13 protein-coding genes and 4 tRNA genes are annotated in these 15,957 nt (G+C 55.0%); 12 read left to right on the top strand and 5 right to left on the bottom strand.

Annotated elements, in window-relative coordinates; genetic code table 11:
* Position 1: 1 nt before the first annotated feature.
* From rffA to ACTJJI_RS24230, 10 genes are all read left to right on the top strand, one after another.
* The gene (gene rffA / locus ACTJJI_RS24185) at positions 2-1,132 is read left to right on the top strand and encodes a dTDP-4-amino-4,6-dideoxygalactose transaminase (RefSeq protein WP_014833721.1); all 1,131 of its coding nucleotides are present in this window, start codon (positions 2-4) and stop codon (positions 1,130-1,132) included.
* A gap of 1 nt (position 1,133) precedes the next feature.
* Positions 1,134-2,384, top strand: coding sequence for a lipid III flippase WzxE (gene wzxE, locus ACTJJI_RS24190; RefSeq protein ID WP_046889407.1), 1,251 nt, complete (start codon positions 1,134-1,136; stop codon positions 2,382-2,384).
* Positions 2,381-3,460, top strand: a complete 1,080-nt coding sequence (locus ACTJJI_RS24195) for a TDP-N-acetylfucosamine:lipid II N-acetylfucosaminyltransferase (RefSeq protein ID WP_046889408.1) — start codon at positions 2,381-2,383, stop codon at positions 3,458-3,460. The genes wzxE and ACTJJI_RS24195 overlap by 4 nt, the downstream gene beginning before the upstream one ends.
* A complete protein-coding gene (gene wzyE, locus ACTJJI_RS24200) occupies positions 3,457-4,809 on the top strand; it encodes an ECA oligosaccharide polymerase (protein WP_014833719.1) in 1,353 nt (450 codons plus the stop codon). Before ACTJJI_RS24195 ends, wzyE begins: the two co-directional genes overlap by 4 nt.
* A gap of 12 nt (positions 4,810-4,821) precedes the next feature.
* Positions 4,822-5,562: a lipopolysaccharide N-acetylmannosaminouronosyltransferase gene (gene wecG, locus ACTJJI_RS24205; protein WP_014833718.1), complete on the top strand. Its 741-nt coding sequence runs from the start codon at positions 4,822-4,824 to the stop codon at positions 5,560-5,562.
* A 197-nt stretch (positions 5,563-5,759) separates the two neighbouring features.
* On the top strand, positions 5,760-7,145 hold the full coding sequence (thrP, locus tag ACTJJI_RS24210; RefSeq protein ID WP_440655838.1) for a bifunctional threonine/serine APC transporter ThrP: 1,386 nt from the start codon (positions 5,760-5,762) through the stop codon (positions 7,143-7,145).
* Between the two features lie 102 nt (positions 7,146-7,247).
* Positions 7,248-7,324, top strand: a tRNA-Arg gene (locus ACTJJI_RS24215).
* 67 nt (positions 7,325-7,391) lie between these two features.
* Positions 7,392-7,467: transfer RNA gene (locus tag ACTJJI_RS24220), tRNA-His, on the top strand.
* 20 nt (positions 7,468-7,487) lie between these two features.
* A tRNA-Leu gene (locus tag ACTJJI_RS24225) sits at positions 7,488-7,574 on the top strand.
* Positions 7,575-7,616: 42 nt separating this feature from the next.
* Positions 7,617-7,693, top strand: a tRNA-Pro gene (locus tag ACTJJI_RS24230).
* A gap of 538 nt (positions 7,694-8,231) precedes the next feature.
* On the opposite strand, the gene hemY is transcribed toward ACTJJI_RS24230, so the two are convergent.
* From hemY to hemC, 4 genes are read right to left on the bottom strand one after another with little or no spacing between them, the layout of a single operon-like run.
* Entirely contained in the window at positions 8,232-9,431 is a 1,200-nt protein-coding gene (gene hemY / locus ACTJJI_RS24235; RefSeq protein ID WP_014833715.1) for a protoheme IX biogenesis protein HemY, read from the bottom strand.
* Positions 9,432-9,433: 2 nt separating this feature from the next.
* A complete protein-coding gene (gene hemX, locus ACTJJI_RS24240) occupies positions 9,434-10,630 on the bottom strand; it encodes a uroporphyrinogen-III C-methyltransferase (RefSeq protein ID WP_046889411.1) in 1,197 nt (398 codons plus the stop codon).
* Positions 10,631-10,651: 21 nt separating this feature from the next.
* Complete coding sequence (gene hemD / locus ACTJJI_RS24245) at positions 10,652-11,392, bottom strand: uroporphyrinogen-III synthase (RefSeq protein WP_063425632.1); 741 nt, start codon at positions 11,390-11,392, stop codon at positions 10,652-10,654.
* The gene (hemC, locus tag ACTJJI_RS24250) at positions 11,389-12,330 is read right to left on the bottom strand and encodes a hydroxymethylbilane synthase (RefSeq protein WP_192545268.1); all 942 of its coding nucleotides are present in this window, start codon (positions 12,328-12,330) and stop codon (positions 11,389-11,391) included. Before hemC ends, hemD begins: the two co-directional genes overlap by 4 nt.
* A 350-nt stretch (positions 12,331-12,680) precedes the next feature.
* Between hemC and cyaA the strand changes: the two genes are divergently transcribed.
* Entirely contained in the window at positions 12,681-15,224 is a 2,544-nt protein-coding gene (cyaA, locus tag ACTJJI_RS24255) for a class I adenylate cyclase (protein WP_014833712.1), read from the top strand.
* 73 nt (positions 15,225-15,297) lie between these two features.
* On the opposite strand, the gene cyaY is transcribed toward cyaA, so the two are convergent.
* Positions 15,298-15,618 carry an iron donor protein CyaY gene (gene cyaY, locus ACTJJI_RS24260; protein ID WP_013099261.1) on the bottom strand — a complete coding sequence of 107 codons (321 nt, stop codon included), beginning with the start codon at positions 15,616-15,618 and terminating at the stop codon, positions 15,298-15,300.
* A 135-nt stretch (positions 15,619-15,753) separates the two neighbouring features.
* On the opposite strand from cyaY, the gene lptM reads away from it, so the two are divergent.
* Complete coding sequence (gene lptM, locus ACTJJI_RS24265; protein WP_023621548.1) at positions 15,754-15,957, top strand: LPS translocon maturation chaperone LptM; 204 nt, start codon at positions 15,754-15,756, stop codon at positions 15,955-15,957.

Here is a 15,957-nt window from a genome sequence, read left to right on the forward strand (position 1 = left end):
GATGATTCCATTTAACGCACCACCCGTCGTGGGCACTGAACTCGACTATATGCAGTCTGCTATGGGCAGCGGCAAACTTTGCGGTGATGGTGGGTTTACCCGTCGCTGCCAGCAGTGGATGGAACAGCGTTTTCACAGCGCTAAAGTGCTGCTGACCCCTTCCTGTACGGCGTCGCTGGAAATGGCTGCACTGCTGCTGGATATTCAGCCCGGTGATGAAGTGATTATGCCGAGCTACACCTTCGTCTCCACGGCGAACGCGTTTGTGTTACGCGGGGCGAAAATTGTCTTTGTGGATATTCGTCCGGACACCATGAATATCGATGAAACGCTGATTGAAGCGGCGATCACTGATAAAACGCGGGCGATTGTTCCGGTCCATTACGCGGGCGTGGCCTGTGAAATGGACACCATTATGGCGATCGCGAAAAAGCATAACCTGTTTGTGGTGGAAGATGCCGCTCAGGGCGTGATGTCTACCTACAAAGGACGCGCGCTCGGCACCATCGGCCATATCGGCTGCTTTAGCTTCCACGAAACCAAAAACTACACCGCAGGTGGTGAAGGCGGCGCGACGCTGATCAATGACCGCGCGCTGGTTGAGCGTGCGGAAGTGATTCGCGAAAAAGGCACCAACCGCAGCCAGTTCTTCCGTGGCCAGGTTGATAAGTACACCTGGCGCGATATCGGCTCAAGCTATCTGATGGCGGATCTGCAGGCGGCGTACCTGTGGGCACAGCTGGAAGCGGCAGAGCGCATTAACCTGCAGCGTCTGTCCCTGTGGCAAACCTATTACGACGCGCTGGCACCGCTGGCAAAAGCCGGACGTATTGCGCTGCCGACCATTCCGGCAGACTGCGTCCACAATGCCCATATGTTCTACATCAAACTGCGCGATAACGACGATCGCAGCAAACTGATTGCCTGGCTGAAAGAGGCGGAGATTATGGCGGTGTTCCACTACATCCCGCTGCACTCCAGCCCGGCCGGTGAAGCGTTCGGGACGTTCGCGGGTGAAGACCGTTACACCACGAAAGAAAGTGAGCGTTTGCTTCGCTTGCCACTGTTCTACAACCTCGCGCCGGTTAACCAGCGTACGGTGATTAATACCCTTCTGAGCTATTTCGGCTGATATGTCTCTGGCAAAAGCATCGGTGTGGACCGCCGCGTCCACGCTTGTCAAAATTGGCGCCGGGCTGCTGGTCGTCAAGCTGTTGGCCGTCTCATTCGGCCCTTCTGGGGTGGGTCTGGCGGGCAATTTCCGCCAGCTGGTCACCGTTCTTGGGGTATTGGCCGGCGCCGGGATCTTCAACGGCGTCACGAAATACGTTGCACAGCATCAGGACGACGCGGCGCAGTTGCGCAAAGTTGTCGGCACATCGTCGGCGATGGTGTTAGGTTTCTCGACTCTGCTGGCCGCGGTGTTTCTGCTGGCGGCGGCTCCCATTAGTCAGGGGCTGTTTGGACATACGCATTATGAAGGGCTGGTGCGTCTGGTCGCTCTGGTTCAGATGGGGATTGCGTGGGCTAACCTGCTACTGGCGCTGATGAAAGGGTTTCGTGATGCTGCCGGGAACGCGCTTGCGTTGATCCTGGGCAGCGTCATTGGTGTTATCGCCTATTATTTTTGCTATCGCCTGGGCGGTTATGAAGGTGCGCTGCTGGGTCTGGCACTGGTACCTGCGTTAGTGGTCGTTCCGGCGTCGTTTATGCTGATGCGTCGGGGTGTTATCCCTTTACGCTACCTGAAACCGCAATGGGACAAAGTCCTGGCGGGCCAGCTTGGCAAATTTACGCTGATGGCGCTCATTACCTCTGTGACGCTGCCGGTGGCCTACGTGATGATGCGAAACCAGCTGGCGGCGCATTACAGCTGGGATGAGGTGGGGATTTGGCAGGGTGTCAGCAGCATTTCTGACGCCTACCTCCAATTTATAACGGCTTCCTTTAGCGTCTGGTTGCTGCCAACCTTATCGCGTCTGAGCTCCCGACAGGATATTACCCGCGAGATTGCCCGTTCGCTGCGTTTTGTGCTTCCCGCCGTGGCGGCGGCCAGTTTTACCGTGTGGTTATTGCGTGATGTCGCCATCTGGCTGCTCTTTTCGGCGAAATTCATCGCCATGCGCGATCTGTTTGCCTGGCAACTGGTGGGGGATGTGCTGAAAGTAGGTGCTTACGTTTTCGGGTATCTGGTGATTGCGAAAGCCTCGCTGCGTTTGTATATCCTGGCGGAGATCAGCCAGTTTACGCTCCTGACGGCGTTCTCACACTGGCTGATCCCGGCACACGGTGCGCTGGGGGCGGCTCAGGCCTATATGGCAACCTATATCGTTTATTTCGCTGCCTGTTGCGGCGTATTTTTACTTTGGCGTAAACGCGCATGACTGCACTGATTCACATACTGGGATCGGATATCCCACACCATAACCAGACCGTTTTGCGGTTCTTCAATGATGAGCTGGCACCGGGGGATCCCGATGCGCGCGAGTTTATGGTTGCAGGCCAGGATAAGGGTCTGAGCGAGGCGTGCCCGGCGCTAACTCTCACTTTCTGGCCGGATAAAGCCGCACTGGCGAAGGCGGTTGTCGCCAAAGCGAAGGCGGATCGTGAGCAGCGCTTCTTCTTCCATGGACAATTTAATACCGGTCTGTGGCTGGCTCTTTTGAGCGGCGGGATTAAACCTTCCCAGTGCAGCTGGCATATCTGGGGAGCCGATCTCTATGAAGTCTCCCGCGGCTGGAAATTCCGACTGTTCTACCCGCTACGGCGTATGGCGCAGGGCCGCGTTGGCCGTGTATTTGCCACTCGTGGCGATCTCAATTACTTTGCGAAACAACACCCCAACGTTCGCGGTGAGCTGCTCTATTTCCCGACCCGCATGAACCCGGCGTTGAATAACATGGCAAACGATACGCCGCGTGAGGGCAAACTGACGATTCTGGTAGGCAACTCCGGCGATCGCAGCAACGAGCATATTGCTGCGCTGAAGGCGGTACATCAGCAGTTTGGCGACACGGTGAATGTCGTTGTGCCGATGGGCTATCCGGCCAATAATGATGCTTATATCACTGACGTTCGTCAGCAGGCTCTGTCGCTGTTTAGCCCGGAGAATGTGAATATCCTGTGCGATAAGCTGGAATTTGATGACTATCTGGCGCTGCTTCGTCAGTGCGATCTCGGCTATTTCATCTTTGCCCGCCAGCAGGGGATTGGTACGCTGTGTCTGCTGATTCAGGCTGGCGTTCCGTGTGTGCTTAATCGCGATAACCCCTTCTGGCAGGATATGGCTGAGCAACACATTCCGGTGCTGTTCACCACGGATACCCTGAATGTGGAGGTGGTACGTGAAGCCCAGCGTCAGCTGGCGCTGGTGGATAAAAGTACCATCGATTTCTTTAGCCCGAACTACCTTACGCCGTGGCACCGTGCGCTGCGTATCGCTTCAGGAGACAACGCATGAGCCAGTTGCAATTCAGCGGCTTGTTAGTGGTATGGCTTCTGAGCACCTTATTCATCGCCACACTGACCTGGTTTGAGTTCCGCCGCGTGCGTTTTAACTTTAACGTCTTCTTCTCGTTACTGTTTCTTCTGACCTTCTTCTTCGGATTTCCACTGACCAGCATTCTGGTTTTCCGTTTTGACGTGAGCGTTGCGCCGCCGGAGATCCTGCTCCAGGCGCTATTGTCGGCGACCTGCTTCTATGCGGTGTACTACGTCACCTATAAAACGCGTCTGCGTGCGGTGAAAGCGAGTGCGCCGCGTCGTCCGCTGTTCACCATGAACCGGGTGGAGACCCATCTGACGTGGGTGATGCTGATGACCATCGCGCTGGTCAGCGTGGGGATCTTCTTCATGCATAACGGCTTTTTGCTGTTTAAGCTGCACTCCTACAGCCAGATTTTTTCTGCCGAAGTTTCGGGCGTGGCGCTTAAGCGCTTCTTCTATTTCTTCATCCCGGCAATGCTGGTGATCTTTTTCCTGCGCCAGGACAGTAAGGCCTGGCTCTTCTTCCTGGTGAGCACGGTCGCCTTTGGTTTCCTGACCTACATGATTGTGGGGGGGACGCGCGCCAACATTATTATCGCCTTTGCGATCTTCCTGTTTATCGGCATCATTCGCGGGTGGATTTCCCTTTGGATGCTGGCGGCAGCGGGCGTGTTTGGCATTGTGGGGATGTTCTGGCTGGCCCTGAAGCGCTACGGGTTGAACGTGGCCGGTGACGAAGCGTTTTACACCTTCCTGTATCTCACGCGCGATACCTTCTCGCCGTGGGAAAACCTCGCTTTACTGCTGCAAAACTACGACAAGATCGATTTTCAGGGGCTGGCGCCCATTGTGCGTGACTTCTATGTCTTTATCCCATCGTGGCTATGGCCTGATCGTCCAGGTGCCGTGCTCAATACGGCGAACTACTTTACCTGGGAAGTGCTGAACAACCATTCTGGTCTGGCTATCTCCCCCACGCTGATTGGTTCGCTGGTGGTGATGGGCGGAAGCTGGTTTATTCTGCCGGGCGCGGTGGTGGTAGGGCTGATTATCAAATGGTTTGACTGGCTCTACGTACTTGGCAATGAAGAGACTAACCGCTACAAGGCCGCCATTTTGCACAGTTTCTGCTTTGGTGCCATTTTCAATATGATCGTTCTGGCGCGCGAGGGTCTGGATTCATTTGTCTCGCGTGTGGTTTTCTTCATGGTCGTTTTCGGCGTCTGTCTGCTGCTGGCCAAGCTGCTGTATTGGCTGTTTGACAGTGCAGGACTCGTGCATAAGCGCGAGCCACAGGGCAGCAGAACGCTATCGCAAGTCTGAGTAAGGATAGTCATGACCGACACAACCTCTGCACCGCGCTACGCGCTTCGTGGCCTGCAGCTTATTGGCTGGCGCGATATGCAACACGCGCTGGATTTTCTCTTTGCTGACGGCCAGATGAAATCCGGTACGCTGGTCGCCATCAATGCGGAAAAGATGCTGGCGGTAGAAGATAACGCGGAAGTCAGAAGCCTGATAGACGCCGCCGAGTTTAAATACGCGGACGGTATCAGCGTGGTGCGCTCCATCCGCAAAAAGTTTCCTGGCGCTAATGTTTCTCGCGTCGCGGGGGCCGATCTCTGGGAGCAGCTGATGGCGCGGGCAGGAGCAGAAGGTACGCCAGTGTTTCTGATTGGCGGTAAGCCTGAGGTTCTGGCACAGACCGAACAAAAGCTGCGACATCAGTGGAATGTTAATATTGTGGGCAGTCAGGACGGTTACTTTAAGCCGGAGGACCGGCAGGCGCTGTTTGACCGCGTGCGCGACAGCGGGGCGAAAATCGTCACCGTGGCGATGGGCTCACCGCGCCAGGAAATTCTGATGCGTGATTGTCGTCTGGTTTGCCCTGATGCCCTCTATATGGGCGTCGGCGGGACCTATGACGTTTTCACTGGCCATGTAAAACGTGCGCCGAAGGTATGGCAAAATCTTGGACTGGAGTGGCTGTACCGCCTGCTGTCGCAGCCGACACGTATTAAACGCCAGCTCCGTCTGCTGCGTTATCTCGCCTGGCATTACACCGGGAAAATGTAATCAAAATGTAGCGCGATATGCTATTCGCGCTGCAACTCCCCTGCAAAACTGCTGCGAATCTGTGCAATGCATTTATTTTTTTAATGCATCGTTTGCCATTTTGCAGAATTTAAGAAACCATTCGCACCGTATTTTAGTACCCCTAAAAAACAATACCCGGCATTAAGCCGGGAAACAGCAAACACAACCGAGGATCTATGGCAGAGAAAAAACCGGAGCTACAGCGTGGGCTGGAAGCTCGTCATATTGAACTGATAGCGCTGGGCGGCACTATCGGCGTGGGCCTGTTTATGGGCTCTGCAAGCACGCTCAAGTGGGCAGGACCATCAGTTTTGCTGGCTTATATTATTGCTGGCCTGTTTGTTTTCTTCATCATGCGTTCGATGGGGGAAATGCTCTTCCTGGAGCCGGTGACGGGTTCCTTCGCTGTCTATGCACACCGCTACATGAGCCCGTTCTTTGGCTACCTGACGGCCTGGTCATACTGGTTTATGTGGATGGCGGTCGGTATCTCGGAGATTACCGCAATCGGGGTGTATGTGCAGTTCTGGTTCCCGGATATGGTCCAGTGGATACCGGCGCTGATTGCTGTGGGGCTGGTGGCACTGGCAAACCTGGCAGCCGTTCGCCTGTATGGTGAAATTGAGTTCTGGTTTGCGATGATTAAAGTCACCACCATCATCGTGATGATTGTGGTTGGACTCGGCGTCATTTTCTTCGGCTTTGGCAACGGTGGCCACGCGATTGGCTTCGGTAACCTGACCGAACATGGCGGCTTCTTCGCTGGCGGCTGGAAAGGCTTCCTGACGGCGCTGTGTATCGTTGTCGCGTCCTATCAGGGTGTTGAGCTTATCGGTATTACCGCCGGTGAAGCGAAGAACCCGCAGGTCACGCTGCGTAGTGCGGTGGGTAAGGTGCTGTGGCGTATCCTGATTTTCTATGTGGGGGCGATCTTCGTTATCGTGACCATCTTCCCGTGGAACGACATCGGTACGACCGGTAGCCCGTTTGTCTTAACGTTCGCGAAGATTGGTATCACGGCGGCGGCAGGTATCATCAACTTTGTTGTCCTGACGGCGGCGTTGTCTGGCTGTAACAGCGGAATGTACAGCTGCGGCCGTATGCTGTATGCGCTTTCGAAGAACAACCAGTTGCCAGCGGCAATGAGTAAGGTATCTCGTGCGGGTGTGCCTGTTGCGGGTGTGGCGGTGTCGATTGCCATCCTGCTGATTGGTTCATGCCTGAACTACATCATTCCAAATCCGCAGCGCGTATTTGTGTATGTCTACAGCGCCAGCGTGCTGCCGGGAATGGTGCCGTGGTTCGTTATCCTGATTAGCCAACTGCGTTTCCGCCATGCGCATAAAAAGGCGATTGCCAGCCATCCGTTCCGCTCGATTCTGTTCCCGTATGCGAACTATTTGACGATGGCATTCCTGATTTGCGTATTAATTGGGATGTACTTTAATGATGATACCCGCATGTCGCTGTTTGTCGGGATGATCTTCCTGGCCACAGTCACGGCGGCTTATAAGCTATTTGGGCTGGGGCGCCGCGCCACCACGCAGAAAGTGGAGGAATAAGCGGCAAAATGTGCAAACCATAACCAAACGCGCATTTTTTTCAAAAAAGCACTAGACAGCGGGGGCGGAGGTACGTAATATCCAGCCCCGCAACGGCGCTAAGCGCCCGTAGCTCAGCTGGATAGAGCGCTGCCCTCCGGAGGCAGAGGTCTCAGGTTCGAATCCTGTCGGGCGCGCCATTTTAATCCCGGCGCTAGAGCTGCGGTGGTCTGAGAAGTAGTCAGTACCGCGTGAAAGAATACAGTGGTGGCTATAGCTCAGTTGGTAGAGCCCTGGATTGTGATTCCAGTTGTCGTGGGTTCGAATCCCATTAGCCACCCCATTATTGAAGAGTTGTGAATTGCGAAGGTGGCGGAATTGGTAGACGCGCTAGCTTCAGGTGTTAGTGTTCTTACGGACGTGGGGGTTCAAGTCCCCCCCCTCGCACCACGACTTTAATGAATTGAACTAAAAATTCAAAAAGCAGTACATCGGCGAGTAGCGCAGCTTGGTAGCGCAACTGGTTTGGGACCAGTGGGTCGGAGGTTCGAATCCTCTCTCGCCGACCAATTTTGAACCCCGCTTCGGCGGGGTTTTTTGTTTTCTGCGGCTTTTCACCTCTGTATCCCTTCCCCGACGCACGTGTTTCCTGTTGTCGCGAACCAGCGACACTTAATTAATTGAAAATTAAAATAATATTGCATAAGTGTCTTAACCGTCTCTTTCTGACGACACTTCTGCGCTTTTGCCAACATCTTATGGTGCTTGAGATAGGGCCTGGCAGCAGAAATTCCTTTTATCTTAAAATGTTGCGCGATGTAAAATTTCTTCGTGTAACGTTGGCATGTAACGTGCAATAATATGCGTGTAGATGCTCATTCCATCTCTTATGTTCGCCTCAGTGCCTCATAAACTCAGGAATGATGCAGAGCCATTTACGGTGCTTATCGTCCACTGACAGATGTCGCTTCGGCCTCATCAGACACCATGGGCATAACGTTGAGTGAAGCACCAAATATGTTGTCTTACAGACCTGTTTTAACGCCTGCTTTTATAGCAGGCGTTTTTTTTACCAAAAAAAAAGAGGCCATTTGGCCTCTTTAACGATTACTGCTGATTCCCGTTATTCTGCAACGTCAAAAGCAGACCGTCGCGCCGCATGGCGGCAGCTTCTTCCGGTTTATGCTGCTTGTCGAGCGTATCGGCAAGCCACGCGTAGTCAAACGCGTCCGGACGCTGTTTTAACGCCGCACGGAAGGCGAGGCTCGCCTCCTGCCATTCACCGTGTTTCATCAGCGACTGGCCCAGTGTGCTCCAGAGCAGCGGACGATCGCCAACGGTTTTGATCTGTTGACGCAGCACTTTTTCGATTTGCTCAGGGTTGTTGGTTTTCAGACGCGGGATCACCATGACCAGTCGGTCGTCGTACTGGCGCTTCAGACCGTCGAGGAGGATCTCCTGCGCAGTGTCATGATCGTCACATTCAATCAGGTGTTCCGCCATTGCCACCTGTAGAGGAACCTGCTGACGCGTTTTGCGGCTCTGATTCTTCCACCAGGTTTTCAGACCATCGCTGCCCAGATCGGCACGCGCCTGATCCATCAAACCAATCCACGCCATGCGCTGGAGTTCGTCACGATGTTCATCATCACCCACGTCGGCTTTCGCCATCGAAGGAATAATGTCCAGCAGTGAACCCCAGGCACCGGTACGGATATAGGCCTGCTCGGCAAGGCGCAGCACTTCAGGGTGGCGAGGGGTGATTTCCAGCAGACGGTCAACGCCGTGGCGCGCCGCATGGTTTTCATTACGTGCCAGCTGCAGGCGAACGCGGGTGATCTCAACCGGGATCTGGTTGTCGGACGCCATCTCCGACGCGCGCTCCAGATGCTGATTGGCGCGGGCCTCGTCACCACGCTGTTGAGCTGCTTCAGCAGCCAACAGATAGTTCACGACGGGTTGTTCGGCGTGGTCGGCGTTTTTGGACATCAGCTTTTCAACCTGCTGATAGTCGCCTTCGGCAAGTTTAATCAACGCCTGCTCGGTCTGCTTACGGGCGCGACGGCGCTTGCGGCCAACGAACCAGCCACGGGTATGAGCACCGGTGCGGAAAATACGGCGCAGGATCCACTCCAGCGCCAGCAGTACCACTACGCCCAGGATCAGGATGATCACCAGACCCGTGACGCTGGTTTCGATATTGTAATTGTCGGTCTGGATCAACACGTATCCCTGGTGACCGGCAAGCATCGGCCCAAGGACGATCCCGGCGATCAGCAGGATAAAGAGTAAGAGGACTTTAAGCATCGTTACTCTCCTTGTGGGGCGCTTTCAGACGCGGGCGCGGCGGCTGGTGCAGGTTCACCCGTCTGCGCAGCCGGAACGCCCGGCTGTGCCAGCAGGTTACGGACGCGCGTTTGCATCAGCTTTTCCAGAATCGGCTGGCTGGCCAGTTTATCCGGCACGTTCATGGTGATGTTCTGCTGACTCAGTTTGTCGATATCGTCGAGGAACGCCGTGGTGGTGGCATCATTGGTGTCGTAGTAGGCACGGACCCATGTAGACACGTTATCCAGCGCCTGTTTGTAGGTCTCTTCCTGATGACGCGGCACGGCCTGGGCCGCGACCAGCAGACGGGAACGAATGTTCTCACGCAGGTAGATATCCTGGTTCGGCGCTAACAGCGGCACGGCGGTTTCATCACGGCGACGAATGGTGATGAAGCTATCCATAAAGTTCTGCCAGCTTTTTTGCAGGTTTACACGCCACTCGCTCAGGGAGCTGGACAGCTCAGTGCCGTCAGAATCCATGGGAGAATCGTCGTCGTTGTTATCCGCCAGCTGCAGGTTATCAATCTGGTTCGACAGCTGGTTCACCTTGAGGATGATACCGTCGTAATCCACCTGCGAAACGGCGGAGAGGCTGGCGATATCTTCGGTAATGGCGCGACGGGCGGTGATGAGGCTTGGATCGTTCATGTCCGCCAGGCTCGCATCTGCGCTTTTCAGCAGAGCGGCGGCGGTGGTGACATCCTGATCGCTCCAGAGCTTACGCCCGGCCAGTTTCACCAGAAAATCGGCCTGAGAAAGGAGCCAGGTTTTGGCATCGGTACCGGAAATGGTGGCAACTTTTTGCTGAACTTCCTCGAGCTGTTTGGTCAGCTCTTGCTGTTTGTTGTTCGCATCGGCAAGCGCGGCAGCCTGCTGCTTGATCACGCCTTCCAGCTCGGCTTTTTGTGTCTCCTGCGCTTTTTGCAGCGCGGTGAGCTGATTAACCAGCGCGTCGCTGGTGGCCGTCTGGTTGGTGCTTTGCTGTTTCACCAGTCCGTAAAGGCTGACGCCTGCTGCCAGCGCAATGGCGATGGCAATCGCGCTCAGCGCGAGGCTGGTTTTGTTGCTGCCGTTTTTCTTCTCAACGGTTTTCTCAGTCGTTTCTGACTGCGGCGTCATGTCCACAGTCTCCCTGGTCTCTTCAACCACGGCGGAGGATTTATCGTGTTCCGTCATTATGGCATCCCATTATGAGAGTTATTGTAATGCGCGCAGCAGCGCATCGTTGTCGGCGTTATCAGCGATCCGAATATCTTGCCAGCCCAGTTCCCGGGCGAGGTTCGCCAGACGCTCACTGACGACCAGCAGCCGACAGTGGAGTAACCAGTTTTCACGATACCAAAGTGGCACCAGCGACCAGAGTTGCTGCAGCATTTCACCGCTGGTCACCACCAGGGTTGTAATGCCGCGCGTTTGCCAGCGCATCGCCTCTTGTGCACCATCGTAATGTTTTGCACAGCGTTGATAACATTCACAAAACGTGACGTCAGCACCGCGTTCGCGTAGCGTCTCGCCTAACAGTTCGCGTCCGCCGTTACCGCGTAAAATCAACGCCCGTTTTCCGATTAGGGTTTGTAATTCAGGTAATTGTAGCAAGACTTCGCTGGTTTCCCGATCTAACGGGTAACGTACGTCTGTTCCGCTTACGGTATGCAGCGCCAGGGCGGTTGAGCGGCCAATCGCGAAATAGCGTGGCGCGGTAGGCCAGTTCAGTCCCTGCTGTTGTAACTGCGCATGGGCAAATTCCACGGCATGTTGCGACAAGGCAAACAGCAGGTCGCCTTCCTGAAGGGTATTCATCTGGTCGGCGAGCGCGGACAGCTCCCGACCCGGGGAGAATTCAATAAGCGGAAAACTCCAGGCCACCTGCCCCAGTGCGCGCAGACGGCTCACTAACTGCTCTCCTGCGGGAGAAGGGCGGGTGACGAGAATACTCATGCAGGGGGTTCTCCATCGTAAACGTCAGCGAGAATTTCGCGGGCACCGTTATCCAGTAGCTCTTCCGCCAGCGAAACGCCAAGCTGCTCAGCATCTTGCGGTTTACCGCGGCGCTCACCGCGTACCATCTGCGAACCGTCCGGCGCGCCAACCAGCGCACGCAGCCACAGTTCACCGTTAATTAATTCAGCATAGCTGCCAATCGGCACCTGGCACCCCCCTTCAAGGCGGGTATTCATCGCACGCTCGGCTTTTACGCGAATGGCTGTCTCGTCATGATTCAGTGGAGCAAGCAGTTCACGGGTACGAGTATCATCCAGACGGCACTCAATACCGACTGCGCCCTGACCCACGGCTGGTAAAGAGAGCTCCGGCGGCAACGCGACGCGAATGCGCGACTCCAGACCCAGACGCTTAAGCCCTGCTACCGCAAGGATAATGGCATCGTAATCGCCGTTATCCAGCTTGCCCAGACGTGTGCCGACGTTACCGCGCAGCGAGCGAATGATCAGGTCCGGACGGCGTTCAGCCAGCTGACACTGGCGACGTAAACTGGACGTGCCAACCACGCTGCCTTCAGGCAACGCATCAAGCGAGTCAAACTGATTAGAGACAAACGCATCGCGCGGATCCTCGCGCTCGCAAATGGTCACCAGTCCCAGCCCTTCCGGGAACTCGACGGGCACGTCTTTCATCGAATGCACGGCGATATCGGCGCGGTTCTCAAGCAATGCCAGTTCCAGTTCTTTGACAAACAAGCCTTTGCCGCCCACTTTTGCCAGCGGCGTATCAAGGATCACGTCACCGCGCGTGACCATGGGCACCAGCTCGACGCGCAAGCCGCTGTGGCAGGCTTCCAGGCGCTGCTTAACATAATGTGCCTGCCAGAGCGCAAGAGGGCTTTGGCGTGTGGCAATTCTCAAAACATTGTCTAACATGCTTGTTACCGTCATTATCAATCGCTAACCATCCTAACATTGTTGACTCTGGGATGGCAGTTTTACGGTGATGAAGAAGAGAGGGACAGGGCGGGGGTTCTCGTCAGCCACAGCCGTATTAAGGAATTTACACGTACAGAACGGTGCTACACTTTGTATGTAGCGCAACTTTCTTTACGGTCAATCGGCAAGGTGTTAAATTGATCACGTTTTAGACCATTTTTTCGTCGGTACCAGCATAATGATAAGGACGAAAAAGGGTAACGGTTATCTTTTTGAAATACTGCGGGCGCGCTGTTATTTTTGTTTTTGAATAGCTTGCGACACCCGGAAACATCAGGCGATACGTCTTGTACCTCTATATTGAGACTCTGAAACAGAGACTGGATGCCATAAATCAACTGCGTGTGGATCGCGCGCTTGCTGCTATGGGCCCTGCTTTCCAGCAGGTATACAGTCTGCTGCCGACATTATTGCACTATCACCATCCGCTGATGCCGGGTTACCTTGACGGTAACGTTCCCAAGGGCATTTGCCTTTTCACGCCTGATGAAACCCAACAGCATTATCTCAACGAACTTGAGCTCTACCGTGGCATGCCGCCGCAGGAATCACCGAAAGGTGAGCTGCCCATCACCGGCGTTTACTCCATGGGGAGCACCTCATCGGTAGGGCAAAGCTGTTCGTCTGACCTGGATATCTGGGTCTGCCATCAATCCTGGCTCGATAACGAAGAGCGTCAGCTACTGCAGCGTAAATGCAGCCTGCTGGAAAGCTGGGCAGCGTCGCTCGGCGTGGAAGTGAGCTTCTTCCTGATTGATGAAAACCGTTTCCGCCATAACGAAAGCGGCAGTCTGGGTGGTGAAGACTGCGGCTCGACGCAGCACATCTTATTGCTGGACGAATTTTACCGTACGGCAGTGCGTCTGGCCGGGAAGCGTATTCTGTGGAATATGGTCCCGTGCGAAGAAGAAGAGCATTACGACGATTACGTCATGTCGCTTTACGCACAGGGCGTACTGACGCCAAACGAATGGCTGGATTTGGGCGGCCTGAGCTCCCTGTCGGCAGAAGAGTACTTTGGCGCCAGCCTCTGGCAGCTTTATAAGAGCATCGACTCACCGTACAAAGCGGTGCTGAAAACGCTGTTGCTCGAAGCCTATTCCTGGGAATACCCCACCCCGCGCCTGCTGGCGAAAGATATCAAGCAGCGTCTGCACGATGGAGAGATTGTCTCTTTCGGGCTTGATGCCTACTGCATGATGCTGGAGCGCGTCACCGAATACCTGAAAGCCATTGATGACACCACGCGTCTCGACCTGGTGCGTCGATGTTTCTATCTCAAAGTTTGTGAGAAGTTGAGCCGCGAACGCGCTTGTGTTGGCTGGCGTCGTGAAGTGGTCACACAGTTAGTCAAAGAGTGGGGATGGGGCGAAGAGCGTCTCTCCATGCTCGACAATCGCGCCAACTGGAAAATCGATCAGGTACGTGAAGCGCACAACGAACTGCTTGATGCGATGATGCAAAGCTACCGTAACCTGATCCGCTTTGCGCGCCGTAACAACCTCAGCGTCTCCGCCAGCCCGCAGGACATCGGGGTATTGACCCGCAAACTGTATGCCGCGTTTGAAGCGTTGCCGGGCAAAGTCACCCTGGTTAACCCACAGATTTCCCCCGATCTGTCAGAGCCTAACCTGACCTTTATCTATGTGCCGCCGGGTCGCGCGAACCGCACCGGGTGGTATCTGTATAACCGTGCGCCAAGCATGGATTCGATCATCAGTCATCAGCCGCTGGAGTACAACCGCTACCTGAACAAGCTGGTGGCCTGGGCCTGGTTTAACGGCCTGCTGACCTCGCGCACCCGCCTGTTTATCAAAGGCAACGAGGTGGTCGATTTAGCCAAACTGCAGGAGATGGTGGCAGATGTCTCCCATCACTTCCCGCTGCGTCTGCCGGCACCCACGCCAAAAGCGCTCTACAGCCCGTGTGAAATTCGTCATCTGGCGATTATCGTCAACCTGGAATATGACCCGACGGCGGCCTTCCGCAATCAGGTCGTGCATTTTGACTTCCGCAAGCTGGACGTCTTCAGCTTTGGCGAGCAGCAAAACTGCCTGGTCGGCAGCGTGGATCTGCTGTACCGCAATTCGTGGAACGAAGTGCGTACCCTGCATTTCAACGGTGAGCAGGCGATGATCGAAGCGCTGAAAACCATTCTCGGCAAGATGCACCAGGATGCCGCGCCGCCGGACAGCGTGGAAGTGTTCTGCTACAGCCAGCACCTGCGGGGTTTGATTCGTACCCGCGTGCAGCAGTTAGTTTCAGAGTGTATTGAGTTGCGTCTTTCCAGTACCCGTCAGGAGACCGGCCGCTTTAAAGCGCTGCGTGTTTCAGGGCAAACCTGGGGTCTGTTCTTCGAACGTCTGAACGTGTCGGTGCAAAAGCTGGAGAACGCCATTGAGTTTTACGGCGCGATTTCCCACAACAAACTGCATGGCCTGTCGGTTCAGGTGGAGACCAACCACGTCAAACTGCCACAGGTGGTGGATGGCTTTGCCAGTGAAGGGATTATCCAGTTCTTCTTTGAAGAGTCGGGAGACGATGCCGGTTTCAATATCTACATTCTGGATGAGACCAACCGCGCCGAGGTGTATCACCACTGTGAAGGCAGTAAAGAGGAGCTGGTGCGTGACGTCAGCCGCTTCTACTCTTCATCACACGACCGCTTTACCTACGGCTCCAGCTTCATCAATTTCAACCTGCCGCAGTTCTACCAGATTGTGAACGTCGATGGTCGTGCGCAGGTGATTCCGTTCCGGACCCAGGCCGTCACGCCTGTAGCGCCTGCAAATCAGGACACCGCACCGCTGTTGCAGCAGTATTTCTCGTGATGCTTTTCGCCGGGTGGCTACGGTCCGAGCCGTTGTAGGCCCGGTAAGGCGTAGCCGCCACCGGGCAACAACACTACCTGAAACTCACATCTTCACCCGCCTGCGCGGTTGCAGCCTGCTCCAGCAGATCCCAGAAGGTTTCACCGCTACGGTCGCAAACCCATTCATCCCCTTTCAGATCGAAATGGTAGCCACCCTGTCTGGCCGCCAGCCATACCTGGTGAAGCGGCTCCTGGCGGTTAATAATAATTTTGCTGCCGTTTTCGAAACTGAGGGTCAGGATACCGCCGTTGATTTCACAATCGATATCGCTGTCGCCTTCCCAGTCGTCCAGGCGCTCTTCAATGGTCATCCACAGGGTGTCGGCAAGGCGATGGAATTCACTGTCGTTCATGGTTTTGTTCCTGTTTTTCGTGATGCCGGCAGTATAACCCTAAATAATTCCCGTTGCAGGAAAGCGGCAAACTCTTGCTTTTGTGTCTTCTCCTGCGATGATAGAAACAGATTTGAACTTACGGGCAACTTTATAATGAAAAACGCTTTCCGAACGCTTGCCGTTCTCATCACGCTGTTTAGTCTGACTGGCTGTGGACTGAAGGGGCCGCTGTACTTCCCGCCTGCGGATAAAACGGCACCGCCACCGACCAAACCCGTGCAAAGCGGCATTGAGTCATCTACGCCAGATACTAACGATCGTGGCAACAACGGTGGCCCGACTCAGGTTAATCTCTGA

Source organism: Enterobacter sp. 22466, from assembly GCF_052044775.1.
In the GTDB taxonomy this organism is placed as follows: Bacteria; Pseudomonadota; Gammaproteobacteria; order Enterobacterales; family Enterobacteriaceae; genus Enterobacter; species Enterobacter dissolvens.